Origin of the sequence: Corynebacterium sp. KPL1986 (assembly GCF_000477975.1) — a bacterium.
Classification (GTDB): Bacteria; Actinomycetota; Actinomycetes; order Mycobacteriales; family Mycobacteriaceae; genus Corynebacterium; species Corynebacterium accolens.
Genome location: NZ_KI515719.1, coordinates 1,700,129 through 1,723,850, shown reverse-complemented (window position 1 = coordinate 1,723,850; position 23,722 = coordinate 1,700,129). Strand labels below are relative to the sequence as shown.

Here is a 23,722-nt window from a genome sequence, read left to right as displayed (position 1 = left end):
ATAATTAAGTTATAACCACTGAAAGGAAAGATCATGGCTAAGGAAGACATTGTAGTCGTCGCCGTCGACGGCTCTGACGCCGCAAAGAATGCTGTCCGTTGGGCAGCGAATACGGCGATGAAGAGGGAAATCCCCCTGCGCATCGCATCGAGCTACACCATACCGCAGTTCCTGTATGCAGAAGGTATGGTCCCGCCGAAGGATCTCTATGATGACTTGCAGGATGAAACCCTGGAAAAGATCGAGGAAGCTCGTGCAATCGCTCACGAGGTAGCCCCGGAGCTCAAGATTGGGCACACCATCGCAGAGGGTTCTCCTATCGACATGCTCCTGGAAATGTCTCATGACGTCACCATGGTCGTGATGGGCTCGCGCGGTATGGGTGGCCTGTCCGGCATGGTCATGGGCTCTGTTTCCGCCGCGGTTGTTTCCCACGCTGCTTGCCCGGTAGTCGTGGTGCGTGAAGATAATAATGTCACCGATTCCACCAAGTACGGCCCGGTTGTCGTTGGTGTGGACGGTTCCGAGGTCTCTCAGAAGGCCACCTCCTATGCTTTCCGCGAGGCTCAGGCTCGCGGCGCGGCCCTCGTTGCCGTGCACACCTGGATGGATATGCAAATCCAGGCATCCCTCGCCGGCCTTTCTGCTGCTCAATCTGAGTGGGCAGAAATTGAAAAGGAACAGGCTGAGGTGCTGGAGGAAAATCTGAAGGAACCGCGCGAAGAGTTCCCAGATGTTGAGGTGAAGAAGCAGATCACCCGTGACCGCCCCGTCCGTGCGCTGACGGAGGCTGCCGAGGGTGCGCAGCTTCTCGTCGTTGGTTCCCACGGCCGCGGTGGCTTCAAGGGCATGGTCCTTGGCTCTACTTCCCGTGCATTGCTGCAGTCTGCACCGTGCCCGATGATGGTGGTACGCCCAGACGACGAAGGCTAAATCTTTCGCTAGCCTGACTTCCCGGCGCTCTTCTCCCCGGCTTTTGCAGCTAGGGAGTGGAGCGCTTCTGGTGTTTTAGAGCCACTTTGCTATACAAATGTGTCGTATTTGTTATCCCTACTTGAGTCACAGGGGTTTACACTGGGAAATACTCGATACGTTTATATTAGGAGGAAATCATGGGACTAGGTTTAGGTCTATTCACCTCGATCATCGTTGGTATCATCGCCGGCTGGCTGGCGGAGAAGATTATGAAGCGTGACCACGGGTTGTTTACCAACCTAGTGGTGGGTGTTGTCGGCGGCCTCATCGGTGGCATCATCATCCAGCTGCTGAATATTGAGGCTAGCGGTGGGTGGATCTTCTCCATCGTCGCGGCCACCGCGGGTGCTTGTATTTTGCTGTGGATTGTGGACAAAGTGAAGCAATAATCCGCATTTAATTAGCGTACATACCGGTTTGTCTATAAAGTATAGATGAACCGGTTTTGTCGTTGTAGAGAGGAATCCATGGCAGAGAAGAAGTCGCGCCGCAATCGGCCCAGCCCGCGAAGCAGGCTGCTGGAATCTGCAACCAAGCTCTTTAAAACCGAGGGCATTCGCGTCATTGGTATTGACCGCATCTTGCGTGAAGCGGATGTAGCCAAGGCGTCCCTATATTCCTTGTTTGGCTCCAAGGATGCCTTGGTCATTGCCTATGTAGAGTCTTTGGACGAGCAGTTCCGCCAAGACTGGGAGCAGCGCACGGCTGCCATGCAGGATCCGGATCAGAAGATTTTGGCCTTTTTTGACAAGGTTATTGAGGAAGAGCCGGAAGAAGGTTTTCGCGGCTCGCACTTCTTGAATGCAGCGGGCGAGTACCCGCGGCCGGAAACGGATTCAGAGCGCGGCATCGTTGCGGCTTGCATGCAGCATCGCAATTGGGTGCACTCCACCCTGACGGCACTGTTGACCGAGCGCAATGGCTATCCCTCGGCTTCTCAAGCAAGCCAGCTCTTGATTTTCCTTGATGGAGGTCTTGCCGGAGCCCGCCTAACCAAGGAAGCCGGGCCGCTATATACGGCCCGCGAGCTGGCTACTCAGATGCTGTCGGCCCCTCCTGCTGATTATTCGATCTAAGGTATTTCCGCGCTTCTAGGCGCAGCCGGTTGACCCGCTTCTTCTCCTCCTTGGAAAGGGCGGGCTTTTTATCTTTCTGGCGCCATGCGCGGATGCTCTCGCGGCGCATCTCGTGGACTTCTTCCGTGAGCGGGTAGCGCTTGTGCAGCAGGATCTCAAAGACGATGGTTTGGACCAGCGTGAAGAGGTAAGCCCAGCCCCAGTACAGGATGATGGCGACGGGAAGCGGACCGCTATGGGCCAGGTACCAGAGCAAGATGGGCGCCACAATCAGCAGGATGCCGATGATAATGAAGATCCTCCGGTTGACCTTTTGATCAAATTGCGTGGTGAGGAAGCTGCGCACCACGGAAATGATGGAGTTGGCCAGGGTAAAGGCAATGGCGGCAATTACGATTGGGTTGAGCAGATCGCCGTGATCGCGGGCGAAGTCCGTGATGGGGACCCCGGAGTAGGTGGTCTCCCGGAAGGCTGCGACATCGGCAGCATCAAGCATGCCCACCGTGGACGAGCCCTGTTCGATATTTGACATGCGCAAGATGACTTGGTACAAGCCAAGGAAGGCAGGGATCGTAATCAGTGGGGGAATACAGCCGGCAGCAGGCTTGTAGTTATAGCTCTTGGACAAATCCTGCTGTTTTTGGATGAGCTCCGCCATCTCCTCGGTGGTTTCGGCGTGATTCATCTGCTCGTTAATCCGCGTGCTTTCTGGGCGCATGAGGACGCTGATGCGGCCAGAGCGCAGCGCCATCCAGTTCAGCGGGGAGACGATACCGCGGACGGTAATCACCAGCAGGATAATGGAAACAAGCCAGGCGGTGGATTCATCGACGAAGCTACCGATAAGCCAATGCCAGAATTTCATGATTCCGGAAACCGGGTACATGAAGACTTCGAACATGCTTAACCTTTCGATGTGGCGGTATATATTAGGGTGTTAAAGCATGACTAAAGTTCTTGGGGAACTCATGCTTACCATTGGCGTGGTTTTGGTCCTCTTTGCATTCTATGAAGCCTATTGGACAAATGTGGAATCAGGGCGGCTACAGGATGAGGCCAATGCGAAGCTGGAACAGCAGTGGCGCAATCCGCGGGAGAAAATGGATCCTGATTTGGGAGAGGCTTTCGCGCAGATGCGCATCCCTGCCTTCGGCTCGGATTATCACTTTGCCATCATCCAAGGCACGGATGACGATGATCTTCTGCGCGGCCCCGGCCACTATGAAGACACCCAAATGCCAGGTGAGACGGGTAATTTTGCGGTGGCTGGGCACCGCGTGGGCAAGGGCGCGCCATTCAATGACTTGGGTTCCTTGCACACCTGCGATGACATCATCATCGAAACCCAAACGGAAAAGATTACCTACAAGGTGCTGCCTATCGATGGCGAGCAGGCGGATTGCTTCGATGAAGTACCAGAAGAATATAGCCATGTCGCCGGCAGGCACATCACCACGCCTGGCGATGTCTCAGTGATCGACCCCGTGCCGGGAACTGAAGCGGACCCCACGCGGGGAATGCTGACCCTCACCACTTGTCACCCACAATTTTCCAACGCCGAGCGCATGATTGTGCACGCGATGGAAGTTGGAAAGGAAGCTAAGTAATGTATCGCGCTTTGTGGAATCTATTGCCGGGGCCGAAGCCGGTGAAGGCGCTGCTCGCCGTCGCCATTGCGGTGGGAGTGTTCTTCCTCCTCATGGAGGTCGTCTTCCCCTGGGTTTCGCCGATGATGCCCTATAACGACGTCGCGGTTTAAAGCCCTAAATTGGCAATGGCTTCTTGGGCAATCTGCTCGGACTTGAAGGTTTGTTGCTGATTGCTCCACACCAGCACCGCGTGGGTGTCCTTTTGCACGGCGTAGACGGCCTGCTCATTGACGATGCCCCGTCCGCCCTCCCAGCCTGCAAAGGAGGCGGGCTCGGTGGCATCGATTGGCGCGGCCCAATCCACCGCGGCGCGGGCGTCTTCTACGCTGGGCATATCGCGCACGATGACGGTAGCTTGCGGGTTATCCTGATAGGACCAAAAGACGCAGGCGGGGGTGGGAAAGCGCGTGTCGATGCCCTGCTTGGTAAGGCGCTCGCCATTGGTATTTTCCAACCAGCCGGGATCGATATAGGGACAATCGCTCCACTCGTTGACCTCGGCGGTCTGTGCGACGTTGACGGCGGTGCTTTCCGATGCCCCGTCGTGTTCCGGTTCGGTCTGGTCTGCTTGTTCGGTCTGGCATCCCGCGATCCCTATTCCGGTCACGGCGAGAAGGACAAGTAGGCTTTTGCGCATGAGCTCCACATTAGATCGGGATTCCGATGCACTGCGCACCGGCATTCATTTCTTAACTGCGGTCCTGTTGGTGGTGGGCATTTTTACCTCGGTGAAAATGCCGCTATCCCAGTCCCTTATCAACCTATTGTTATTGGTGGGGTTCGCGGCGGTCTACTTTGCGGGATCGATCTATGCGGAGCAGTGGCCGCGGCCCATGCACTACCTGTGGATAAGCATCCTCACGGTGTTATGGGGCGCGGATCTATTCGTGGCTCCCGCCGCCATCTATCTGGTATTCGTCATGTACTTTTTGTACCTGACCGTGTTGGATATGACCGCAGGTATCCTGTGCGTTATCGGCGCTACCGTGCTCACCATCGTGGTGCAGATACCGGGAGGCCTGACCTTTGGCGGGGTGATGGGGCCGGCGGTCTCGGCACTGGTCACCGTGGCGATTACGTATGCGTTTCGCACCCTATCGCGCATGAACCGGGAGCTCATAGAAACCCGCACGCAGTTGGCGGCCACGGAACGAGATGCCGGCATGGTGGCCGAGCGCCAGCGCATTGCCCACGAGATTCATGACACCTTGGCCCAGGGGTTGTCATCGATTCAGATGCTCCTGCATTCCGCCGACCGGGATCTCGATAAAGAAGACATTCCTGCCGCCCGCCGGCGCATTGAGCTTGCGCGGCGGGCCGCGGCGGATAACCTGCATGAGGCGCGGGCCATGATTGCGGCGCTGCAGCCGCCCACGCTAACGGAGACCTCCCTCGAGGCGGCGCTGACGCGCATGGCGGAAAACTTCGCCGCTACGGCTGGCTTCCAAGTGGAGGTGGACAGCGAGGGCGCGGAGCAACAGCTGCCGATGAAAATAGAGGCGGCGCTATTGCGGATTGCACAGGGGGCGGTGGGGAACATCGTCAAGCATGCCGGTGCCAGCCGCGCCCGGATCACCGTTACCTATGAAACCGACGAGGTGCGCGTGGATGTGGTGGATAATGGGCAGGGTTTTGAGCCCGCGACGGTGGAAAGCGCGCCTGCGGGGCTGGGGCATATTGGCCTATCTGCCATGCGGCGCCGCGCGCAGGAGCTAGGCGGCGATGTGGTCATAGAATCCGCGCCGGGGGAGGGCACGGCTGTGTCAGTTAGTATGCCCTTGGATAAGGCGGTAGATTAAACTTTTGGTTGAGAAAAACATCGATAGGAGGGATGTCGTGATTCGGGTCCTTTTGGCAGATGACCACGAGATCGTGCGGCTGGGGCTGCGTTCGGTGCTCGAAGGCGCAGAAGATATCGACGTCGTGGGCGAGGTAGCGACGGCGGAGGCCGCTGTGTCCGCGGCGCAAGCAGGTGGTATCGATGTCATCCTCATGGACCTGCGATTCGGGGCGGGCCTCGAGGGAACGCGCGTGATGGGTGGCGTCGAAGCCACCGCGCAGATTCGCTCCTCCATGAGCACGCCGCCAAAGGTGCTGGTCATCACCAATTACGACACCGATGCGGATATCCTCGGCGCCATCGAGGCAGGCGCGGTAGGCTACCTCCTAAAAGACGCCCCGCCGCAGGAGCTTTTGGATGCCGTCCATTCGACGGCGGAGGGGGACTCGGCGCTTTCGCCCATCGTGGCCGATCGCCTCATGACCCGGGTCCGCACGCCCCGCACCTCGTTGACCCCGCGCGAGCTAGAGGTTTTGCAATTGGTGGCGGCGGGGGCCTCGAACCGGCAGATCGGCCATGACCTCATGCTTTCTGAGGCCACGGTGAAATCCCACCTAGTGCACATTTATGACAAATTGGGCGTTCGCTCGCGTACCTCCGCGGTGGCGGCCGCCAGGGAACAGGGCGTGCTTTAAGTCTCTAGTGGGCCGCGTTGTATGCGTCGATGATGTTCTGAGGGATCTTGCCGCGGCGCGCTACGTCATGGCCCTGTTTTTGCGCCCATTCGCGGACCTTGCGCGGATCGACCTGTGGGGATTCCGCATCGGGGGCGGCATGTGCGGCCTCGACAAAGGGGGCGATTGCCTCGTGGAAGCGGCGGGCATTGTCGCGGGATAGATCCATCAAGTAGCTGCGCCCATTGACGCTGAAGCGGACTACCTCTAATTCATCCTCACCAATGAGTTGATTATCAAGGTCATCATAAAATTGCGTGATTTCGCGGCGTGCCATAGTACCTCCATGGTTTATTGCATCGATATGTTTACCTAATACCGGTATTTGGAATCCGAATTAACTCTAATTCAATTCTACCAGTGTGGAAAATAGTAGACAATAAAGTTTTAGTTAGTGGCCCTCGCGCATAAAAATATCGCCGCCACCAAAAAGGTGAACGGCGATGGGAGGCGGAAGAGAAATTATTCGCCCAGGCGCTGCTGAATCTCCGCGGTAACGGAATCGATCTCTCCGCTAATCGTCTTATGCGCACGGCGGCGCTGCTGCTCCGTCATGAATTCGGCGTTATCGATCGCGGCATCAACCTCTTCGAGGCGCTCGCGCACGTCCCGCTTGAAGCCGGCGGGCAGATCCACGTCCTTGAGGGAATTACGGATGCCGGCGGTGCGGGCCTTGAGCGGGGCGCCGTAGCCGGAAAAAGAGGCCATTTCTGCGGAACTTACGCCCGCTTTGTGAGCCTTGCGCTTTTCTTTTTCGGACTTAAGGCCCACAAATGCGCGATAAACGAGGGGAAGCAAAAGCGGGGCGGCGGTGCGCAATGCACCTGCATAGCGCTTGACCTTGCCGGCATTAAAGTGGCCCTCGCGCAGCTTTTCCAATTCCTTTTCCGCCATCTTCTGTTCGTGCTTACGGCGCTTTTTGAGACCCTTTTCTTCGGTCTTAAGAAGGTGCTTTTCTTGCTTGGCAAGGAGCTTTTGTTGGCGGCGACGATCCTTCGACTGGGCCTTTACCTCAGCCTTGGCGCGCGCCTTCGCCGCCTTGGCCTGCGCGCGTGCTTCCTGGCGAGCCTTTTTCAATTTCTTGAGGATACTCATTATTTTCCCTTACGTTCGATCGAGTCTGGATTCAACATTACCTTGCTGTTCTATTAAGCTCACCCGGTGTGGAGGATGTCGTTGTAGCTTCGGATCTCGTTGGGTGCCGCTATCGCTTGGTGCAGCGGCGTGCCCACCCGGAGATTCCGCGCACCCGATCCTCGATTGCTCGGGCCGAGCGCCACAGCGCCGCCGTAGACGCGGCGATGGAATTATTCCCGCGCAAAGCCCCTGGCCGTTTCCGGCGCATCGATCTAGAAGGCGATGATTGGGAACGCGCCATGGCCACGCTGGAGGCCATTGCCTCTGGATATACCCACATCACCAATGCGGTCTTTGCCACCGAAAAGTGGAAAGTGCACGTGGAATTGCTGCTGCGGGAGGCGGGTTCTTATACCCCCATTATTGTGAGCAACCACCGCGTGGCGCGCAAGCACCCAAAGAAGACCACGCTTGCCGTGCCCACCCACCGCCTTGGGTTGAGCGAGCCCATGGAGCTTCCGTATAAGGCCCGCCACCATGCCGTCGATGGCTATCGTTTGGCGCTAGCCGCCGAGGCCTTAGAGGACATGGGCCTGAACTCCGGGCGCGGCGGTGCCATCGGTCAGGATCGCCAGCAGGCCTTTTTCACGGAGACGGCGAAGTTTGACGTGCAGCGCGCCTGGGATAAGCCGCTGCCCACCGCTCCGGTGCGGGTCAAAGAGTGCGCTAGCTGCAGGTTCTGGCCCTTGTGCGAGCAAGAGCTGGTGGCGGCAGACGATATTTCCCTTTTCTTACCGGGCGATCGCGCCCGCCCCTTCCGCGAGCGCGGCATTACCACGGTGCAGGCGCTTATCGATGCCAATGTGGGCGAGCCCTCCCGCCTCGCCGCCGCGTGGCGTGCCGGGCAGACGCTGCTGCGCCGCGGGGATACGTCGGTGCCGCGGGCGGATGTCGAGGTGGATGTGGACATGGAGGCCTACATGGACCAAGGCGCTTACCTGTGGGGCGCGTGGTTCGAGGGCGAGTACCACCCCTTCGTGACGTGGGAGCCGCTGGGCGGGCGCGCTGAGGCGGAGAACTTCGCCGAATTTTGGAGGTGGTTGATGCAGCTGCGCGATACAGCGCATGCGGAGGGCAAGACCTTTGCCGCTTATTGCTATTCCGCCCACGGCGAGAACCACTGGATGCGCCGCTCCGCGCAGCGCTTCCGGGAAGTGGATGAACGGGAAGTAGAAGATTTTATCTCTTCCCCAGAGTGGGTGGATATGTTTGCCTACGTGAAGAGATCCTTCGCGGGGCCCTTTGGGCTGGGGCTCAAAGTGGTGGCCCCAGTGGCGGGATTCCGGTGGCCGGAAGAGGACTTTGATGGCGAAGAATCCGTCAACGCGCGCCGGGAGGCCCTGGCCGGCGACATGAGCGTCCGGCAGCGCCTTTTGGACTATAACGCCGGCGATGTACACGCCACCCGGATAGTGCGCGAGTGGATGGGCGCCGGCGCGCCGGGAATCCCGGAGCTCTAGAGCGCGACGAACAGGGCGTAGATTACCGCCAGGATGGCGATGCCGATATAGATTTGGTTCCAGTCCGCGGTGGTTTTCGGCGCGGGCCCCTCCGCCTTTTTCATCAACACCTGCTTTTGGGCCTTGACCGCGCGGGCAATGAATATGGGGTAGACCGCCAAAGAGCCGATGCATAGCAGCGAGGCCACTACCTTGAGCACGGAGATATCCGTGCCCATCCAGATAAGCAGCCCGCCATTGACAAATGTGGCGCGCAACAGGCCCCACCGATCCAGCTCCTGAAGCCCTGCGCGGACCGCGCCGGGGCCACCGCCCATGGTGGTGGGAAGAAGATAGCTCATGACTCCGATGAGCAGCTGCGCCGCAAAGCCCACCACGAGGCCGAGCGTGGGAAGCCCTGGTTCTGCCACGAGGAAGTGCTGCGTGGTGTAGTACGCCAGGGATAGCACCAGCCAGAGCGCGGCCATGAGCACCGAGACGGAGGCAAAGTTAACGCGGTCGCGCGGAGCGCGGGCGACGTCGATGACATTGCCAAGCCACTGCTGCAGGCTCAAGATCCAGCCGATGCAATAGATAATCAGCCCGAGCTGCGGGAAGTTCAAAAATGCGCCGATGGTCGTTGCCACCACGCCCAAGGTAAGCAGCAGGAACGAGGAGGACATGCGCTCATTGGTGCCCTGCGTGCGCCAGATGGTGGGAAAGAGAATGGTCAACGAACCTGCCGCGGCAAGGCCGATGAAACCGCCGATATTGGCGGCGATATGGGCCAAGAGCAACTGCGGATCGCCCGGGTGAATGGCCAGGATCGCGCCGAAGACAGCACCGACCGGCAAGCACAGCGCGGATAGCACGTAGGCGCCGACAACTGGGCGGAAGCGCTTATCCTTAGCTGTTCGCCACTGGGCAAACAGGGACACCGCGTGCCATAAAACGGTAAGCGCGATAAGCGTGGCGCCGATCTGGGTCAGTATCCAGTGGTGAGCCCAGAATTGCACGAGGATTTGGCCCGCGACGGCGATGATGATGCCGATATTGAGGATGTAGATGCGCGCGAGCTGTTTGGGGCGGGCGGAATCGGGCAATTTTTGTTGCACGAATTTCTCCGTCAGGTGCTGCGACCACACCAGGATGCTGTTGGTGACTAGGCCCAACGTGAAGAGGTGGATAAGTACCCAGCGATAATTGGGCACGAAAATGTGTGCTGCGCCCACTACGATGAAGACCATCATCCAGATGGACACGGGGCGTGAGGCTTTGCGGTGCCAGGTGCGGCTCGACCACTTATCTTGAGGCATAAAACCGAGTTTAGTCGGATTTAATCTTGGTCCAAGTCAGCGCCGTGAGCGCGAGCGCGAAGGCGGTGAAGCAGGCGATGAATTGGTGCCAGGTGAGGGCATCGAAAAGCACGCCTGCCAAGGCGCCCACGATGGAAGAGCCCAGGTAGTAGCAGAAAACGTACATCGAGGACGCCTCGGCGCGGTCGTGGGTGGCCAGTTGCCCCACCCAGCCAGACGCTGTGGAGTGGACCGCGAAGAAACCGACGGTCAGGCACACCATGCCGATAAGAGTCATGGCCAGGTTGCCGGCGCAGAGGATAATGCCCACGGTAAAAAGCACGGCGGACCCAGCCATCGTTTTACCGTGCCCAATGCGCGCGACCAGCGTGCCCGCCCTGGCCGAGGACCACGTGCCGGAGAGATAAAACAGGAAGGTAAAACCGGCCAGTGCCGGCGATAGGCCGAAATCCCCGGTTAGGCGGAAGGTGAGGAAGTTATACATGGACACGAACGTGCCCATGGATAAAAAGGCAACGATAAATAACGTGGCGAGATCCTTATTCGCCCAGTGCCCAAAGACCGCACTCAGCTCCGAGCGGAAGTGAATTTCCTTGGGGTGAAAGTTTTGCTGGGCGGGCAGGAGGAGCCAACAGGTAATGGCAAAGGCCAGGGACACCACGGCGGAGCCAAGCAGAGCCCAGCGCCACGAGGAAAACTCCACCAAGCCCGCGGGAATGATGCGGCCGGTGAGCCCGCCTACGGAATTGCCGGCGATATAAAGGCCCATCGCCTTAGGCAAGGCATTGTCCTCGAGCTCTTCCGATAACCAGGCCATCGCCGTTGCCGGTGCTCCAGACAACATTGCGCCCTGCAGCCCGCGCAGGGCAATGAGCTGCCAGCCCTCTTGGGCCAGGGGCACCACGAGGCCCAAGATGGTGGCGGCGATGGCGGAAATGAGGAGGATGCGCCCGCGCCCATAGCGCTCAGAAAGAATGGACGCAGGAACCACGCAGATAGCCAACGCGCCGGTGGCGGCCGAAACAGTCATGGCCGCCTCGGTGTGCGAGATGCCCATATCCGTTACCAACGTGGGCAAAATTGCTTGGGTGGTATAGAGGCTAGAAAACACCGCCAAACCCAACAGGAGCATGGCGATGGTGGCGCGCCGGTTTCTGGTCATGCGTACCAGCATTCTCTTCACAGGCGGCGGTGTAAATTGCGCCACACCCTTGATGGGGTTAGTGCAAGCATAAAAATGCCGCCCTTCCAGTAGGGAAAGGCGGCAGAAAGTAACTAAGTTAGAAGTTACTTCTTAGCTGCAGCGAAACGCTCTGCAACGTCGTCCCAGTTGAAGACGTTCCAAGCGGCCTTGACGTAGTCGCCCTTTACGTTCTTGTACTGCAGGTAGTAAGCGTGCTCCCACATATCGAGCATGAGCAGCGGGGTGAAGTCAACGGAAACGTTGCCCTGCTGGTCAGTGAGCTGCTCGATGATCAGGCGGTCAGCGATGTGGTCGTAACCCAGCACTGCCCAGCCGGAACCCTGCAGGGAGGTAGCGGCACCAGCGAAGTGTGCCTGGAACTTCTCGAAGGAACCGAAGTCGCGGTCGATAGCCTCTGCCAGCTCGCCAGTGGGCTGGCCGCCACCGTTCGGGGACAGGTTCTTCCAGAAGATGGAGTGGTTGGTGTGGCCACCCAGGTTGAATGCCAAGTTCTTGGACAGGGCGCGGATGCGGTCTGGGTTAGCCTCGCCGTTGCGCTCTTCTTCCAGTGCCTCGAGGGCAGCGTTAGCACCCTTCACGTAGGTTGCGTGGTGCTTGTCGTGGTGGAGCTCCATAATCTCTGCGGAGATGTGTGGCTCCAGTGCGTCGTATGCGTATGGGAGATCAGGAAGTTCGTAAACAGCCATTTGTGTAATCCTTTCTTCGGGTACGTGTCCCGATGATAGGCACGATCGAAAGATTTCGCCATGATTAATTTGAAATCTGCAATTACCGCGAATATTTAGTGGCCCGGGAATCTATTAGCCCAGTACAACGTTATTAAGGGAAATGGAGAAAGGAGCATTACCTAATGTGGATGTTTAAACCAGAGCCGAAGATGGTGGCTGCGGAAGATGCCCTGCCGGGCCGCAGCGAGCCGGTCTTGGACCCAGCCCCGCACGCGGTGCTGAATACCCCAATTACCGGTCCGTGGAAGGACGGCCAGAAATCGATCTTGATTGCCCTGGGTTGTTTCTGGGGTGCGGAAAAGATGTTTTGGGAGACCGATGGTGTTGAGTCCACCTCCGTTGGCTATGCCGGCGGCACCACCCCGAACCCCACGTATTACGAGGTCTGTCGTGGGCAAACCAACCATGCAGAAACCGTCGAGGTCACCTATGACCCGGAGAAGATCTCCTTGCGCGACCTCGTGGTGAAGGCACTGGAAGCCCACGATCCGACGCAGGGCTTCCGCCAGGGAAATGACGTGGGTACGCAGTACCGTTCCGCGTTTTATCCCCGCACCGAAGAAGAGCGGGAGGAAATCCAGGAAATCGTGGATAGCTACGCGGATAAGCTGAAAGAATTTGGTTTTGGGGAAACTACGACCGAAGTAAAACGCTTAGCCGATACGGACTCTGGCGAGTACTACTTGGCCGAAGACGAGCACCAGCAGTACCTGCACAAGGTGCCGAATGGGTACTGCCCGCACCACAGCACCGGTGTGAAGTGCGATTAGGCATCGAGCCGGATAAAACCGGCGATTTTCCGGGCTAATTTAGGAGTGAGGTTCAGGCGCGATTGGGAGCCTAGGACCTCATTCCAGTACCAGAGCATCTCCTGAAAGTAGTTATGCCCGTGGCCACCTGGGACGTTCAGGGAGTTGATCTGGTCTAGGCCAATCTGCCACCAGGTAATAAACGGTGCCCAGCGCAGGTGGCGGAGCGTATCCGCTCGGAGTGTCTCCGGTTGGGGTTCGTGCATCCAGGTGGGGCGCCGAAACATCAGGTTCAGGTCCCACCACACGATGGCATCGGAGGCATGCTGGGCAATGAGCACGCGGGGCCGGCGCCAGCTGGAAGGAAAATCGTTGCCAAAGGCATCGCGGCGCGAGTGCTCCGGTTGGGCAACAAAGCGGACGTGTTGCCCGCCATCGATGACGGGGAGCCGCTCGAGCGAGCCGATATCGCGGCGCAGGCGCTGGGTAAAGCGCGTCATCCGCGGCGGGCCAGAAAAGACCGCGCCGCTGCAGGCAGCGAGAAGTTCGTCCTTGTTCTGGAAATTATCCATAATGGCGTAGGCACCCAGGGATTCCCCTGCAAGGTAGAGCCGCGGGCGATCTTCTTCTGGGAGCTTGTCAATTTCTTCTTGCACCACGGAAATGAGCTCGGCCGCAGCGCGCTTGGGCGCGTTTTTATCCACGAGGTAGGCGAAAACCGAGGGCAGGTAGGAATACTGCATGGTGACGGTGACGCAATCACCGGCGGTCAAAAACTCATAGGAGCTCGCGCTCCAGTTATTAATCCACCCGGATCCCGCGGGCATCTGAATGACGATGGTCTCCCGGCGCAGCGCACCGGTGCGCTGCAATTCTGAGCGCACCTTCTTTGCCGCTTGAGCAAAGGAACGCCCGGGGATGTAGCCGGCATAAATGCGGATGGGTTCTTTGGCGGGAGCGCCGGTGACGGTGCGAATATCGCGGGCGCGCGGGCCGTTGGAGACAAAGCGCCGCCCTTGTTTCCCCAGCGCGGACCAAGGTTCAAGCGACCACGGGCTGCCGGAGCGCTCCGGCTCCCAGGGCATCGACGTGCCGGGAAAAATTTGTTTATTCAGGCGCTGCGCCTTGTGGGAGAGCGAACGGATCCAGCGCCGGAATACCACGCGGTCCGATAGCCCCACCGCGGCCACGGTGAGCCCGGCGGTAACGACCGGCCAGGCCACGAGTGCTGGAACCCAACGGCCCAATTGGCGCGATAATTTGGTCACGGTCAGCTGTGCGGCCTCGCCTACCAGTAGCAGCGCGCCGTATCCGGCGGTGCCGGCGGCTAGGCCGATGGCCGCGGTAGCCGGACCGCGAACCAGTTGTTTATTGACCAGACCCGCCTGCTTTTCCTGGTTGCGCAGCGAGAGCGCCGCATTGAAGGCGGTGCCGGCGCCAATAGCTAAGTGCAAGATTTGGCGGTGCTGCGGGCCCAAGCGGTCTTGGGGGCGCTTGCCCAGCCGGTTGAGCACAAAGCTCGTCGAGGCCGCCCCGAGGTGCCCGATGGCCTGCCCGATAGATACATTGGCCGCCGTCACCCACCACGGGCGGGGCAGCAGGGACGGCGATACCGCGGCCCACGTGGCCAGCTCTGCGCCTAAGATTCCGGCCGACATATGGGGCGGCAACGTCTGCCGGCTGGTCATGCGGACGACGGGCGTGAGATCCGCGACTACGCCAAGAGAAATTAGTGCAGCGCGGCTGAAGGCGCGTTTCATGGTTGCCCATTATCCCAGAACGTACCGCGTTGTGCAGTGTGAAACATTACGCATGCAAAACCCCGCTGGGCGTTGCACAATAGGGTCATGGCAAAGCATGTAGGAAATAAAGTCGTTCTCATTGGCGCGGGTGACGTGGGAGTCGCTTACGCCTACGCACTGGTCAACCAGAGCATCGTCGACCACCTGGCCATCATCGACATCGATGAGCGGAAGCTGGAAGGCAATGTCATGGACCTCAACCACGGTGTGGTCTGGTCGCCACAGCGTACCCGCGTCACCAAGGGAACCTACGCGGATTGCGCGGACGCTGACATGGTCGTCATCTGCGCCGGCGCCGCCCAAAAGCCCGGCGAAACCCGCCTTGACCTGGTGGATAAGAACGTCAAGATCATGAACAGCATCGTCGCAGATGTCATCGCTAATGACTTCGACGGCATCTTCTTGGTCGCCTCCAACCCGGTCGATATCCTGACCTATGCGGTATGGAAGGCCTCCGGCTTTGACCACAAGCGGGTCATCGGCTCCGGTACGATTCTGGACTCCGCGCGCTTCCGCTACATGCTGGGTGAATTGGAAGGCGTGGCCCCGAAGTCCGTGCACGCCTACATCATTGGAGAACACGGCGATTCTGAGCTGCCCGCAGTCTCCACCGCGAATGTTGCCGGTGTGCCGCTTTCGCAGAAGCTGGAAAAGGAGCCGGAATACGCCGAGCGCATTGAAAAGATCTTTGAAGAAACCCGTGACGCCGCCTATTCCATTATCGATGCAAAGGGATCGACCTCCTACGGCATCGGCATGGGGCTTGCACGCATTACCGCCGCGATTATCCAGAACCAGGACGTGGCGCTTCCCGTCTCTGCTTACCTGCAGGGCGAGTACGGCGTGGAGGACCTCTACATCGGCACCGCAGCCATCGTAAACCGCACCGGCATCGTCCGCCCGGTAGAGCTGCAGCTCAACGAGCACGAAAAGGAGCGCTTCGACGCTTCTGCAAAGACGCTCAATGACATCAAAGAAAAGTTCTTTGGCTAGTGCACATCGTCGCGCATAGGGGATACTCCGGAAAATACCCGGAGCTATCCCCCTTAGCTTTTGAAAAGGCCCTGGAGCTTCCCATCCACGGCGTGGAGTGCGACGTGCGGTTAAGCCGCGACGGCAAGGTGGTAGTCCAACACGATCCCACCTTGGAGCGAACGACGGGGCGCGCCGGGCGGGTTTCGGCGATGGACTGGCGGGAGCTGAGTGAGGTCGACATCGGCAAGGGGCAGCGCATGATGCTTCTCGATGACCTCCTGGCCATGCTGGGGGACAAGCCCCACCACCTTTATATTGAAACCAAGCACCCCTCCGGGCAAGGCAGCGCCTTGGAAAAGCGGGTCATGGAACGACTGCGCGCCGCCGGGCTCGATGAGGACCCGCGCATGCACGTTATTTCCTTTTCCCATAAGGCCATCCGGCGCATGAAGATTTTGGCGCCGCACATTGACCGCATTTACCTGCGCCGAGACTGGGAACGCCATTTCAATCGCTCGGATTTCATGTGGTCGCGGCCGAGCGCCCTGGGGGTTTCCCTGCTGCGCGCCAAGATGCAGGCGGCCATTATTGGTGCGCAGGGCTTGCCCACGTATATGTGGACCGTTGATAAGCCGGAGGACATGAAGTGGGCTTGGTCCAATGGCGTGGACATGCTTGCCACCAATCAGCCGGAGGTGGCCCTGCGCGCTATTGAGCTGTAGAAAGCAGGTATCTTGGAGGCATGGCCAAGAAGAAAAAGAAACAAGAAGACCTGCCTGAGGGCATGTCCCGCCGTCAGGCGAAGCTTGCTGCCCGTGCCAAAGAGCGCGCCGCCCTGGAAAAGGATCCGCGCCCCTATAGCGGCCTTGCGGCGGAGGCTTCCCTCGTTGCCATGCAAGAGTTCGTGCCCTCCGCTTTTGCGAAGCTCGACGTGAAGGGCTGCGATAGGAACGTTTACATCTCCACCGTCCTCCCGGGCGCCACCGCGGCGCTGATCCGCGATGAGGAATTCGGCGGCGATGCTTTTGTGGCACTCCAGGTGCAGTCCCATACCCACAACCCTGGCCGGGATCTGGCCTTCGCCCTGAACTGGGTCAAGAACAACGATCCAGGCTCTACCTTGGAATCGACCGCAGCCGATGGCTCGCAGCCGGAGCTTAGTGAGCTTATCGATGCCGCAACTACCCTCGACATCGAAGTCCACCAGGACTTCAGCTGGTGGATTCCGGAAGGCGCGCAGGTCACCCCTGAGGTATCGCAGTCCATGCGCGCCGCCAATGACTCGGTCATCGAATCCCACCAGGTGGGCAAGGACATTACCGGTACCGCCTTTTGGGCCAATGCCGGCGGCGGCAAAGCGCACGTACGTTGGGTGCGCCCGAATGACGATGAGGCCGCATTCCTCAACGCGTTGGCGCGAGTCGCCGCGCGCGGCGAGCTGAATTTGGGCGAGGACACCAAGTTTGCTGGAGTATTCCGCACCCACGGCCTTATCGCTCCCGTCTTTGACGTGCAGCCCGAGGTTGATTACTCCTCTTATGAGGACAAGCTCGCGCGCGTAGATAAGGCCTTGGAAGAAGAAATCTCCAATGACGCGCAATTGAACGCAGAAGAGCGCAAGCAGCTAGAAAACATCAAGTCCCGCCAGGTGACGTTGCGCTAAACGCACCACAACAAAGCGGCCCTTTACCTCGAAAAGGCAAGGAGGAAAGGGCCGCTTTCTTCGCAATCTAGCTAGGACGAGTTAAGGCATGAACAAGAAAAACTCAGGGCCGCGGCGCATAGCCTGGGCTTCCGCAGCCGCCAGCGCAATAGCCTTCATCCTTGGCATAATTAGGATGCTTTCTATGGATCCTGTGGAGTGGAGAATTCTCCCTGAATTCTTCATAGCAACCACACTTGCTGGTTTCTCAATAGCGTTTTTCCGATACGAAGATTGAGTTCAGGCCTATTTCATGGAGTCCCAGAGCTGTTGGGCGCCTTCATCGTCCCAGAGCACGACATTGCCCACGACGGTGTCCTGGAAGCCGCCAATGGGAACGGTTTCCGTATCCACTCCGGATCCCATTGCGAGCGCCACGCGGGCCAGGTGCCATACGTGATCGCCATCGCCCACGATGAAAGAGGAGGCGGTGTGGTTAATCAGGGAAATCGACCGGAAGGGGTTAATCAGCGTCGCTGGGGAGGTGATCTTATCTAGCAGCGCCGCGAAGAATTCGCGCTGGCGCTGCACGCGGTCGAGATCGCCCATTGCGGTGGCGCGGGTGCGCACATACCCCAGAGCATCGCTGCCCTCTAGCTTTTGGCAGCCTTCCTGCAGATCGATGCCCGCCAGCGGGTCATTGATGGGCTCTGCAACGCAAATATCAACGCCGCCGACGGAATCGACCACATTGGCCAAACCACCCATGCCGATTTCGGCATAGTGGTCAATGTGCAGGCCGGTATTGCCCTCCACGGTTTGCGTGAGGAGCTTTGGCCCACCGTAGGCAAAGGCGGCGTTGATCTTATCCATGCCGAAGCCGGGTACTTCCACGTAGCTATCGCGCGGAATGGAGACTAGCTGGGCTTGGCCGGAGCGCGGGATATGCAGGAGCATGATGGTATCGGTGCGTCCCTCGCCCACATCGCCACCGGTGCCGAGCGCTTGTTGGTCTTCTTCGGACAGGCCCTGGCGGGAGTCGGATCCCACCAACAGCCAATTGGTGCCGGAGGTATTGGCCACCTGCTCATCCGGGAAGGCATCCACGCGGGTCAGGCGCGTATCGGCCCACAGTGCGAAGATAAGGCTGCACACTACGACGACGAGGACAAAGATACCGGCGCAGCCAAAGAACCGCTTGACCGGATTGGTCTTTTTCCGGCGGCTGTGCGGCTTAGAGTGGCGGCGGGGCGGTTGCTGAGCTTGTTGTGGTTGGTAGCGCTGTTGCAGCTGCTGCGGCGATTGCGGCTGCGATGGTTGTGGTCGCCGTGGCGGCCGTTGCTGTGGCTGTTGTGGCCGCTGTGGTGGTTGCTGCGCGGAACGCTGCTGCTGGGCCCGGTACTGGCTGGGGTAGCGGGTGGGGGTTTCCTGGCGCGGGATGTGCTGCTGCGGCTCGGAACGATTCGTGCGCGGCCGGCGGCGAATGGGCCGACCATAGCGGTCCTTGAGGGGACGGCCATCGGCCCCAAGGACGAACTCACTGGATGAGCTATCGCCAGCGCGGCGCGCCTCCCGATGCGGATCTCGTCCTGATTCAGTCATGCGCTATACCTTACAAGGCGCCGGCCAATTCCCCCGCTTTCCTCGCGAGCACGCCACACTTAAAGTACGGAAAGGCCGAAGGAATAGCCGAGGAAAGCGATCGCATCGATAAGAAAGTGCGCGATGACAAGCGGCCACACGCGGCCGGTGCGGTGATAGTAATAGCCGTAGATAACGCCCATGATGATATTGCCAAAGCCGGCCGATACCCCCTGGTACAGGTGATATGAACCGCGGAGGATAGAGCTTGCCGCCAAGGCGGCCGGCAGCGACCAGCGCGCCTGGCGCAGCCTGGTCATCAGCCACATGACCACCACGGTCTCTTCCGCAAAGGCATTGGCGGCGGCCTTGATGAGGGACATCGGGATTTCTAACCACGCATTATCGAAGTCACCGGGGATGACCTCTTTGCTCCAGCCAAACTGCACCGCGGCGAAATACAAAACTAGGCCCGGGATGCCGATGAGCGCGGCAAGCCCCGCGCCGTGTAACCAATCAAAGGCGCGGTAGGCAGCCGGTTTAATGTGGTCTTGTGCCAGCAGGAAAATCACCAGCGCACCATAGGCAAAAAGGACCGCCGCCGAGCACAATTGCAGGCCCAAATCCACCCACGCAAGGCTGGATTGGCTGGAGTTGAGCGTGACGGATTGCTCATTGAGTGGCTGCGGGGCGGCCAGTGAATTGATTAGCCGCAGCACCGCCCTGACCCCGGAAATACCAAAGGTCAGGGTCAGGACGATGAGCAGTTCGGCGCGGAGGTTCTTGGTCATGGGTGCAGGATGTGGGCGAGGCCTAAAAGTTGGGCATCGGAAAGCGTAATGCCTCCCACATGCACGCCGACGGGCGGGTGCGCGGGGATGGCCCAAGGAACGGAAATGGCGGGCAATTGGGCCATATTAAACAGTGAGGCCCAGGGTGACCAGCGCGTTTGGGCGTCGAAATTCTCCGCGTGCGGAAGGGACAGGAAATGCCCCCGCAGCGGGGGATCCGCGGAGAGCATGGGCGTGATAATGGCATCGACCCGCCACTGCTGCGCCAAGAGCTCCGGGAGGTGGCGGACATGGCGCTGCGCGGCGCTTAGCTCGGCGGCGGATACGGTAGCACCTTGCTGGGCCACCCAAGCCGCGTAGCCCTCTGCCTGTGGTAGCCCCGCAAACCGGGAGGTAAAGATCTCGCGGAAGTGCGCAAACGTGGCCGCTGCCTGCGGATACGGCGCAATGGGGACGACCTCGAACCCCGCGGCGCGCAGCCGATCTGCGGCCTCGCGTGCCGCCCGCAGGTGGTGGGCCTCCACCCGGGTCGCGGCAAAAAGCGGCTCCAGCAACAGCCCAATGCGGGCGCGCGGGGTGATCATGCGGTGGCCGTGCAGGAACGCATTATCGGCCACGGTGCGGGTGATAAACCCCTCCGCGCCCAGGCTGCTGCCCGCAGGCTTAAACCCCACGACCCCGCAGGCCGCCGCGGGAACGCGGATGGAACCGCCGCCATCGCTGGCCTGGGCCGCGCGCACGAGGCCGCGGGCTACCTGGACGGCCGCGCCGCCAGAAGAACCGCCCGGGGTGCGGCCTGGATAAAGGGGATTATCGGGGTGGGGAAGATCCACCGGCTCGGTATCGACGCGCAAGCCCAACTCCGGGGTGGAGGACTTGCCAATGAATATCGCGCCCTGCTTTTCCAACTTCGCGATGAACGGCTCGCTGACCGCGGGATAGTAGGTGCGCTTGGCATTGCCCAAGGTGGTGGGCATGCCCGCGACATCGTTGAGATCCTTTGCGGAAAGGATCCACCCGCGCAGCCGGCCGGTGCGGGTGGGGGTGCGCTGCAGATCCAGGTAGGTAAAACCGTGCTCTTGAGGGCCCATGCCCTGCACATCCGCGCGGAGTCGTTCTATGGAAAAGTCCATGGCGCACCAGTCTAGTGGGCTAAGGTGACGGGTATGACTACAACCATCGCTTTCTTAGGCCCCGCCGGTACGTTCACGGAGGCCGCCGTGCACAAATTCGCCGCCGAGTGGGAAGCGCGCGGGGAGACCGTGGAGACCCTGCCGGTGGACTCGCCATCAGCGGCGGTGGCGGCCGTGCGCGCCGGGCAGGCCGATTATGCCTGCGTCGCCATTGAAAATTCCGTGGATGGGGCGGTGACGACGACCTTTGACGCGCTGGTAGAAGGCGATCCCGTACAGATTTACCGCGAGGTAGATATCCCCGTTACCTTCAGCATCATGACAAGGCCGGGAACGAAAGACATCACGCGCCTCAGTACGCACCCGGTGGCCTTCCAACAAATCCGCGGCTGGGTAGCGGAGAACGCGCCGGGCGTGGAATTCGTGCCGGCTAGTTCGAATGCGGCGGCGGCGCAGGCCGTAGCGCGCGGGGAGGTCGACGCGGCGGCGGCGCCAGCGCGGGCGGCTGAAATCTTCGGCCTAGAAACCAAGGCGAGCGGCGTGGCGGACGTGCAGGGCGCGGCCACCCGCTTTGTGTTGGTGGGCCTGCCGGGTCGCCCGACCGCGCGCACCGGCCAGGATCGCACCAGCGTCATTTTTACCCTGCCCAACCAGCCGGGAACCCTGGTGGGGGCCTTACAAGACTTTGCCCACCGCGGGGTGGATCTCTCGCGGATTGAGTCGCGGCCGACTCGCCAGACCTTTGGCACCTACCGCTTCTATGTGGACTTGATTGGGCATATCGATGACCAGCCGGTCGCTGAGGCCCTGCGCGCAGTGTGGTTGCGGGCAGAGGAATTGCGCTTTTTGGGCTCCTGGCCCACCGCTACGCCCGTCGGCCACCCACCGCGGGACCTGGCGGAGGCGGATGCTTGGGTGGCGAGGGCGCGCAGGGGTCAATAATCTGGACGCATGACTGGAAGAATCATCCTGCTGCGCCATGGCCAAACCCATTCCAACGTCTCCCGGCTGCTTGATACCCGGCCGCCGGGCGCGGAGCTTACGGATCTGGGGCGCAACCAGGCCACGGAGGTGGGCCGGGAATTAGCAGGCTTTGTGGGCGAGCGCGAGGTCGACTTCAAGTGCTCGATTGCGCTGCGGGCGCAGCAGACCGCCACCTTGGCGGCGCGCGCCTTTGAACAGGAGCGGAACCTGCCGCGCTTTTCCATTCCCATCGATGTCATCCCGAACGTGCAGGAGATTTTCGCCGGCGATTGGGAGCTCGATGCTAGCGAGGCCGCCCACCGCAGCCACGATACGGCCATGCGCGGCTGGTGCTACGGCGATAGCCAGGCCGCCATGGAAGGTGGCGAGCGGCTCCAGGACGTGCTTTCGCGTTTCCAGCCCGCGTTGGAAGAGATTGCGGCGCAGCTTGCCGATGACCGCGATGTCATCCTCGTCAGCCACGGCGCCGCCATCCGGGTGGTAACCAAGCACGCCACCGGGGCGGACGCGGACTTTGCCTATACCGGTTATATGCCCAATTGCCGCTTTACCGTGATGGAGCCGCGCGGCAAGAAATTTGGCGAGTGGACGCTTACCCGCTGGGCCGATATTGAGCTCTAGCCCCAGCCCAGCTGGTGCAGTTCGTGTTCTTCCATGCCAAAGTAATGGCCTAGCTCGTGGAAGACCGTGACCTTGACCTGCTCGGCCAAGTCTTCTTCTGACGCGGCCCAGCGCTGCAAAGTGCTGCGGTAGATGAAGATGGCATCGGGCAAATACCCGGTGTGGTCGAAGGTGCGCTGGGGCAGGGCGACGCCCTCATAGAGCCCTAGCAAGGTGGGATCATCGGGGTTTTCTTCTTCCACCATGATCACCAGGTTGCGCATCTTGCGCACGAATTCATCGGGCACCTGATCGAGGGCGTCATTGACCATTTCCTCGAAGCGTTCTTCCGATACGGAATACATTTACGGCGCCGGCTTATTATCGCGAATCGGGTTGCGCTCTGGGCGCTCCTCCGGCGGGTTGCCATCGATGGAGAGCGCTTGGCGGCCACCGGTGGCGGCGCCGGTGATGGAGGAAAAGCCGCCATCATCGCGGGCGTGGACGAGCGAGCAGTTTACGGACTTGGTGCCGCCATTCCAGGACTCTTCAGACACGGTGCCCCAGAACGGCTGCAGTGTGGATTGGTAGAGCTGCTCTTCCCCGCCTAGGTAATCCTCAGCGGCGGCGGTGCAGGAATCCGAGAGGAATTTATCCATCTCCTTGCCATCCGGGTAAGCATCGGGGAATTTCTTGCCCAGATCGATAACGGATACCGTCTCTAGCTGGTGTGGTTGTCCGCAGTCCACGACGTGCGGTACCTGCTTATCATCAATGGCCAAGCACTCGCCTGGCTTAGTCAGATTGGCCTGCTCGGAAGCCTCGACATTGCCGGTGGTCAATTGCGGCACGCCGCGATCATCGGTGGTCTGTAGGCCACACAGCAGGGTGCGGTCACCATTATCCCACGCGGATTCCGGCGGCAGGATGGAGGCAATATCGTATTTTCCGTGCGGATCCCACTTGCTGTGCAGGTAGCTCACCGTGGCGGATTCGCAGAGCTCATCGCGCAGCTGGTGCTGGCGGGTGAGCGCGGGCCGCGAGGCATCCGGGCCGAATTCACTGGTGGGGTAGACGCTGAGATCCTCCACGGTGGAAACCTCGAAGCGGTGCTGCTCCGAGCATTCCACCTCCTTGAAGGAAGCGGCAGAGCCATCCTCATTGATATCCCACGTCACGCAGGACCCAGCGGAAGCGGAGGTAAAAGGCTCCACCTTTGCATCGGAGGATCCTGAGCCATCGGCACCGCCCGCAGAGGACTGTTCGGACGCGGCGGTAGTATCGCCCCCGTTAGACCCGTGGTTGCTGACAATGCCGTAGATGCCCATGAAAACGGCCGCCGCGATTGCTGAGATCAAGGCAATCTGGACGGCCACAGCGGAACGCCACGCAGGTGATTTCTTCATAAGGCCCATTATCTTACCCTT

General features: G+C 60.0%; 28 protein-coding genes. 15 read left to right on the top strand and 13 right to left on the bottom strand.

Going from position 1 to position 23,722, the window contains the following annotated elements:
• The first annotated feature begins 33 nt into the window (after positions 1 to 33).
• From HMPREF1287_RS07880 to HMPREF1287_RS07870, 3 genes are all read left to right on the top strand, one after another.
• Positions 34 to 933 carry a universal stress protein gene (locus HMPREF1287_RS07880; RefSeq protein WP_023018168.1) on the top strand — a complete coding sequence of 300 codons (900 nt, stop codon included), beginning with the start codon at positions 34 to 36 and terminating at the stop codon, positions 931 to 933.
• 179 nt (positions 934 to 1,112) lie between these two features.
• The gene (locus tag HMPREF1287_RS07875; protein ID WP_005285357.1) at positions 1,113 to 1,364 is read left to right on the top strand and encodes a GlsB/YeaQ/YmgE family stress response membrane protein; all 252 of its coding nucleotides are present in this window, start codon (positions 1,113 to 1,115) and stop codon (positions 1,362 to 1,364) included.
• 78 nt (positions 1,365 to 1,442) lie between these two features.
• Positions 1,443 to 2,051: a TetR/AcrR family transcriptional regulator gene (locus tag HMPREF1287_RS07870; RefSeq protein ID WP_005279669.1), complete on the top strand. Its 609-nt coding sequence runs from the start codon at positions 1,443 to 1,445 to the stop codon at positions 2,049 to 2,051.
• Here the strand turns inward: HMPREF1287_RS07870 and yidC are convergent.
• On the bottom strand, positions 2,008 to 2,952 hold the full coding sequence (gene yidC, locus HMPREF1287_RS07865; protein ID WP_023018167.1) for a membrane protein insertase YidC: 945 nt from the start codon (positions 2,950 to 2,952) through the stop codon (positions 2,008 to 2,010). The genes HMPREF1287_RS07870 and yidC overlap by 44 nt on opposite strands.
• 43 nt (positions 2,953 to 2,995) lie before the next feature.
• Here yidC and HMPREF1287_RS07860 point away from each other — a divergent pair, with 43 nt between their 5' ends.
• Together HMPREF1287_RS07860 and HMPREF1287_RS12595 are read left to right on the top strand one after the other, a co-directional pair.
• The gene (locus HMPREF1287_RS07860) at positions 2,996 to 3,658 is read left to right on the top strand and encodes a class E sortase (protein WP_023018166.1); all 663 of its coding nucleotides are present in this window, start codon (positions 2,996 to 2,998) and stop codon (positions 3,656 to 3,658) included.
• The gene (locus HMPREF1287_RS12595; RefSeq protein ID WP_005279674.1) at positions 3,658 to 3,810 is read left to right on the top strand and encodes a hypothetical protein; all 153 of its coding nucleotides are present in this window, start codon (positions 3,658 to 3,660) and stop codon (positions 3,808 to 3,810) included. Before HMPREF1287_RS07860 ends, HMPREF1287_RS12595 begins: the two co-directional genes overlap by 1 nt.
• On the opposite strand, the gene HMPREF1287_RS07850 is transcribed toward HMPREF1287_RS12595, so the two are convergent.
• The gene (locus HMPREF1287_RS07850; RefSeq protein ID WP_034654635.1) at positions 3,807 to 4,337 is read right to left on the bottom strand and encodes a DUF2020 domain-containing protein; all 531 of its coding nucleotides are present in this window, start codon (positions 4,335 to 4,337) and stop codon (positions 3,807 to 3,809) included. The genes HMPREF1287_RS12595 and HMPREF1287_RS07850 overlap by 4 nt on opposite strands.
• Between HMPREF1287_RS07850 and HMPREF1287_RS07845 the strand changes: the two genes are divergently transcribed.
• A complete protein-coding gene (locus tag HMPREF1287_RS07845) occupies positions 4,336 to 5,499 on the top strand; it encodes a sensor histidine kinase (protein ID WP_023018164.1) in 1,164 nt (387 codons plus the stop codon). The genes HMPREF1287_RS07850 and HMPREF1287_RS07845 overlap by 2 nt on opposite strands.
• A 37-nt stretch (positions 5,500 to 5,536) precedes the next feature.
• Entirely contained in the window at positions 5,537 to 6,175 is a 639-nt protein-coding gene (locus HMPREF1287_RS07840; protein ID WP_023018163.1) for a response regulator transcription factor, read from the top strand.
• 4 nt (positions 6,176 to 6,179) lie between these two features.
• Here the strand turns inward: HMPREF1287_RS07840 and HMPREF1287_RS07835 are convergent, their stop codons facing one another.
• A complete protein-coding gene (locus HMPREF1287_RS07835; protein WP_005279679.1) occupies positions 6,180 to 6,491 on the bottom strand; it encodes an Lsr2 family protein in 312 nt (103 codons plus the stop codon).
• A 185-nt stretch (positions 6,492 to 6,676) separates the two neighbouring features.
• Positions 6,677 to 7,309 carry a DUF6474 family protein gene (locus HMPREF1287_RS07830; protein WP_023018162.1) on the bottom strand — a complete coding sequence of 211 codons (633 nt, stop codon included), beginning with the start codon at positions 7,307 to 7,309 and terminating at the stop codon, positions 6,677 to 6,679.
• Between the two features lie 68 nt (positions 7,310 to 7,377).
• Here HMPREF1287_RS07830 and HMPREF1287_RS07825 point away from each other — a divergent pair, with 68 nt between their 5' ends.
• Positions 7,378 to 8,811: a TM0106 family RecB-like putative nuclease gene (locus HMPREF1287_RS07825; RefSeq protein ID WP_023018161.1), complete on the top strand. Its 1,434-nt coding sequence runs from the start codon at positions 7,378 to 7,380 to the stop codon at positions 8,809 to 8,811.
• Here the strand turns inward: HMPREF1287_RS07825 and HMPREF1287_RS07820 are convergent.
• The 3 genes from HMPREF1287_RS07820 to HMPREF1287_RS07810 all read right to left on the bottom strand — a co-directional run bounded on the left by HMPREF1287_RS07820 (position 8,808) and on the right by HMPREF1287_RS07810 (position 11,996).
• Positions 8,808 to 10,106, bottom strand: a complete 1,299-nt coding sequence (locus tag HMPREF1287_RS07820) for a hypothetical protein (protein ID WP_023018160.1) — start codon at positions 10,104 to 10,106, stop codon at positions 8,808 to 8,810. The genes HMPREF1287_RS07825 and HMPREF1287_RS07820 overlap by 4 nt on opposite strands.
• A 10-nt stretch (positions 10,107 to 10,116) precedes the next feature.
• Positions 10,117 to 11,268: an MFS transporter gene (locus HMPREF1287_RS07815; protein ID WP_023018159.1), complete on the bottom strand. Its 1,152-nt coding sequence runs from the start codon at positions 11,266 to 11,268 to the stop codon at positions 10,117 to 10,119.
• A gap of 125 nt (positions 11,269 to 11,393) precedes the next feature.
• Positions 11,394 to 11,996: a superoxide dismutase gene (locus HMPREF1287_RS07810; RefSeq protein ID WP_005279684.1), complete on the bottom strand. Its 603-nt coding sequence runs from the start codon at positions 11,994 to 11,996 to the stop codon at positions 11,394 to 11,396.
• A gap of 164 nt (positions 11,997 to 12,160) precedes the next feature.
• Between HMPREF1287_RS07810 and msrA the strand changes: the two genes are divergently transcribed.
• Positions 12,161 to 12,808, top strand: a complete 648-nt coding sequence (gene msrA, locus HMPREF1287_RS07805; protein WP_023018158.1) for a peptide-methionine (S)-S-oxide reductase MsrA — start codon at positions 12,161 to 12,163, stop codon at positions 12,806 to 12,808.
• Here the strand turns inward: msrA and HMPREF1287_RS07800 are convergent.
• On the bottom strand, positions 12,805 to 14,547 hold the full coding sequence (locus tag HMPREF1287_RS07800) for an alpha/beta-hydrolase family protein (RefSeq protein WP_023018157.1): 1,743 nt from the start codon (positions 14,545 to 14,547) through the stop codon (positions 12,805 to 12,807). The genes msrA and HMPREF1287_RS07800 overlap by 4 nt on opposite strands.
• 87 nt (positions 14,548 to 14,634) lie before the next feature.
• On the opposite strand from HMPREF1287_RS07800, the gene HMPREF1287_RS07795 reads away from it, so the two are divergent.
• The 4 genes from HMPREF1287_RS07795 to HMPREF1287_RS12460 all read left to right on the top strand — a co-directional run bounded on the left by HMPREF1287_RS07795 (position 14,635) and on the right by HMPREF1287_RS12460 (position 17,504).
• Entirely contained in the window at positions 14,635 to 15,582 is a 948-nt protein-coding gene (locus tag HMPREF1287_RS07795) for an L-lactate dehydrogenase (protein ID WP_023018156.1), read from the top strand.
• Positions 15,582 to 16,286, top strand: coding sequence for a glycerophosphodiester phosphodiesterase family protein (locus HMPREF1287_RS07790; RefSeq protein ID WP_005279693.1), 705 nt, complete (start codon positions 15,582 to 15,584; stop codon positions 16,284 to 16,286). The genes HMPREF1287_RS07795 and HMPREF1287_RS07790 overlap by 1 nt, the downstream gene beginning before the upstream one ends.
• A 20-nt stretch (positions 16,287 to 16,306) precedes the next feature.
• Positions 16,307 to 17,227, top strand: coding sequence for a DUF5926 family protein (locus tag HMPREF1287_RS07785; protein ID WP_023018155.1), 921 nt, complete (start codon positions 16,307 to 16,309; stop codon positions 17,225 to 17,227).
• A gap of 88 nt (positions 17,228 to 17,315) precedes the next feature.
• Positions 17,316 to 17,504: a hypothetical protein gene (locus HMPREF1287_RS12460; RefSeq protein WP_156905121.1), complete on the top strand. Its 189-nt coding sequence runs from the start codon at positions 17,316 to 17,318 to the stop codon at positions 17,502 to 17,504.
• 8 nt (positions 17,505 to 17,512) lie between these two features.
• On the opposite strand, the gene HMPREF1287_RS07780 is transcribed toward HMPREF1287_RS12460, so the two are convergent.
• From HMPREF1287_RS07780 to HMPREF1287_RS07770, 3 genes are read right to left on the bottom strand one after another with little or no spacing between them, the layout of a single operon-like run.
• Positions 17,513 to 18,808, bottom strand: coding sequence for an LCP family protein (locus tag HMPREF1287_RS07780; RefSeq protein WP_023018154.1), 1,296 nt, complete (start codon positions 18,806 to 18,808; stop codon positions 17,513 to 17,515).
• A gap of 59 nt (positions 18,809 to 18,867) precedes the next feature.
• Complete coding sequence (locus HMPREF1287_RS07775) at positions 18,868 to 19,578, bottom strand: CPBP family intramembrane glutamic endopeptidase (RefSeq protein ID WP_023018153.1); 711 nt, start codon at positions 19,576 to 19,578, stop codon at positions 18,868 to 18,870.
• Positions 19,575 to 20,711: an amidase gene (locus tag HMPREF1287_RS07770; RefSeq protein ID WP_023018152.1), complete on the bottom strand. Its 1,137-nt coding sequence runs from the start codon at positions 20,709 to 20,711 to the stop codon at positions 19,575 to 19,577. Before HMPREF1287_RS07770 ends, HMPREF1287_RS07775 begins: the two co-directional genes overlap by 4 nt.
• 33 nt (positions 20,712 to 20,744) lie before the next feature.
• Between HMPREF1287_RS07770 and pheA the strand changes: the two genes are divergently transcribed.
• Positions 20,745 to 21,653, top strand: a complete 909-nt coding sequence (pheA, locus tag HMPREF1287_RS07765) for a prephenate dehydratase (protein WP_005279700.1) — start codon at positions 20,745 to 20,747, stop codon at positions 21,651 to 21,653.
• 9 nt (positions 21,654 to 21,662) lie between these two features.
• Complete coding sequence (locus HMPREF1287_RS07760) at positions 21,663 to 22,316, top strand: histidine phosphatase family protein (protein ID WP_023018151.1); 654 nt, start codon at positions 21,663 to 21,665, stop codon at positions 22,314 to 22,316.
• Here HMPREF1287_RS07760 and HMPREF1287_RS07755 read toward each other — a convergent pair.
• Both HMPREF1287_RS07755 and HMPREF1287_RS07750 read right to left on the bottom strand, forming a co-directional pair.
• On the bottom strand, positions 22,313 to 22,660 hold the full coding sequence (locus tag HMPREF1287_RS07755; protein WP_005279702.1) for a metallopeptidase family protein: 348 nt from the start codon (positions 22,658 to 22,660) through the stop codon (positions 22,313 to 22,315). The genes HMPREF1287_RS07760 and HMPREF1287_RS07755 overlap by 4 nt on opposite strands.
• On the bottom strand, positions 22,661 to 23,710 hold the full coding sequence (locus HMPREF1287_RS07750) for a septum formation family protein (protein ID WP_023018150.1): 1,050 nt from the start codon (positions 23,708 to 23,710) through the stop codon (positions 22,661 to 22,663).
• Between the last annotated feature and the right edge of the window lie 12 nt (positions 23,711 to 23,722).

What these genes read in the sequence shown, in the direction of transcription:
- HMPREF1287_RS07875 (WP_005285357.1), top strand. Translation starts at nt 1,113, where the DNA reads ATGGGACTAGGTTTAGGTCTATTCACCTCGATCATCGTTGGTATCATC.
- HMPREF1287_RS07820 (WP_023018160.1), bottom strand. Translation starts at nt 10,106, where the DNA reads ATGCCTCAAGATAAGTGGTCGAGCCGCACCTGGCACCGCAAAGCCTCA.
- HMPREF1287_RS07770 (WP_023018152.1), bottom strand. Translation starts at nt 20,711, where the DNA reads ATGGACTTTTCCATAGAACGACTCCGCGCGGATGTGCAGGGCATGGGC.
- HMPREF1287_RS07845 (WP_023018164.1), top strand. Translation starts at nt 4,336, where the DNA reads ATGAGCTCCACATTAGATCGGGATTCCGATGCACTGCGCACCGGCATT.
- HMPREF1287_RS12460 (WP_156905121.1), top strand. Translation starts at nt 17,316, where the DNA reads ATGAACAAGAAAAACTCAGGGCCGCGGCGCATAGCCTGGGCTTCCGCA.
- HMPREF1287_RS07750 (WP_023018150.1), bottom strand. Translation starts at nt 23,710, where the DNA reads ATGGGCCTTATGAAGAAATCACCTGCGTGGCGTTCCGCTGTGGCCGTC.
- HMPREF1287_RS07830 (WP_023018162.1), bottom strand. Translation starts at nt 7,309, where the DNA reads ATGAGTATCCTCAAGAAATTGAAAAAGGCTCGCCAGGAAGCACGCGCG.
- HMPREF1287_RS07780 (WP_023018154.1), bottom strand. Translation starts at nt 18,808, where the DNA reads ATGACTGAATCAGGACGAGATCCGCATCGGGAGGCGCGCCGCGCTGGC.
- pheA (WP_005279700.1), top strand. Translation starts at nt 20,745, where the DNA reads ATGACTACAACCATCGCTTTCTTAGGCCCCGCCGGTACGTTCACGGAG.
- HMPREF1287_RS07800 (WP_023018157.1), bottom strand. Translation starts at nt 14,547, where the DNA reads ATGAAACGCGCCTTCAGCCGCGCTGCACTAATTTCTCTTGGCGTAGTC.
- HMPREF1287_RS07835 (WP_005279679.1), bottom strand. Translation starts at nt 6,491, where the DNA reads ATGGCACGCCGCGAAATCACGCAATTTTATGATGACCTTGATAATCAA.
- HMPREF1287_RS07815 (WP_023018159.1), bottom strand. Translation starts at nt 11,268, where the DNA reads ATGACCAGAAACCGGCGCGCCACCATCGCCATGCTCCTGTTGGGTTTG.
- HMPREF1287_RS07775 (WP_023018153.1), bottom strand. Translation starts at nt 19,578, where the DNA reads ATGACCAAGAACCTCCGCGCCGAACTGCTCATCGTCCTGACCCTGACC.
- HMPREF1287_RS07880 (WP_023018168.1), top strand. Translation starts at nt 34, where the DNA reads ATGGCTAAGGAAGACATTGTAGTCGTCGCCGTCGACGGCTCTGACGCC.
- yidC (WP_023018167.1), bottom strand. Translation starts at nt 2,952, where the DNA reads ATGTTCGAAGTCTTCATGTACCCGGTTTCCGGAATCATGAAATTCTGG.
- HMPREF1287_RS07860 (WP_023018166.1), top strand. Translation starts at nt 2,996, where the DNA reads ATGACTAAAGTTCTTGGGGAACTCATGCTTACCATTGGCGTGGTTTTG.
- HMPREF1287_RS07760 (WP_023018151.1), top strand. Translation starts at nt 21,663, where the DNA reads ATGACTGGAAGAATCATCCTGCTGCGCCATGGCCAAACCCATTCCAAC.
- msrA (WP_023018158.1), top strand. Translation starts at nt 12,161, where the DNA reads ATGTGGATGTTTAAACCAGAGCCGAAGATGGTGGCTGCGGAAGATGCC.
- HMPREF1287_RS12595 (WP_005279674.1), top strand. Translation starts at nt 3,658, where the DNA reads ATGTATCGCGCTTTGTGGAATCTATTGCCGGGGCCGAAGCCGGTGAAG.
- HMPREF1287_RS07850 (WP_034654635.1), bottom strand. Translation starts at nt 4,337, where the DNA reads ATGCGCAAAAGCCTACTTGTCCTTCTCGCCGTGACCGGAATAGGGATC.
- HMPREF1287_RS07755 (WP_005279702.1), bottom strand. Translation starts at nt 22,660, where the DNA reads ATGTATTCCGTATCGGAAGAACGCTTCGAGGAAATGGTCAATGACGCC.
- HMPREF1287_RS07810 (WP_005279684.1), bottom strand. Translation starts at nt 11,996, where the DNA reads ATGGCTGTTTACGAACTTCCTGATCTCCCATACGCATACGACGCACTG.
- HMPREF1287_RS07795 (WP_023018156.1), top strand. Translation starts at nt 14,635, where the DNA reads ATGGCAAAGCATGTAGGAAATAAAGTCGTTCTCATTGGCGCGGGTGAC.
- HMPREF1287_RS07785 (WP_023018155.1), top strand. Translation starts at nt 16,307, where the DNA reads ATGGCCAAGAAGAAAAAGAAACAAGAAGACCTGCCTGAGGGCATGTCC.
- HMPREF1287_RS07870 (WP_005279669.1), top strand. Translation starts at nt 1,443, where the DNA reads ATGGCAGAGAAGAAGTCGCGCCGCAATCGGCCCAGCCCGCGAAGCAGG.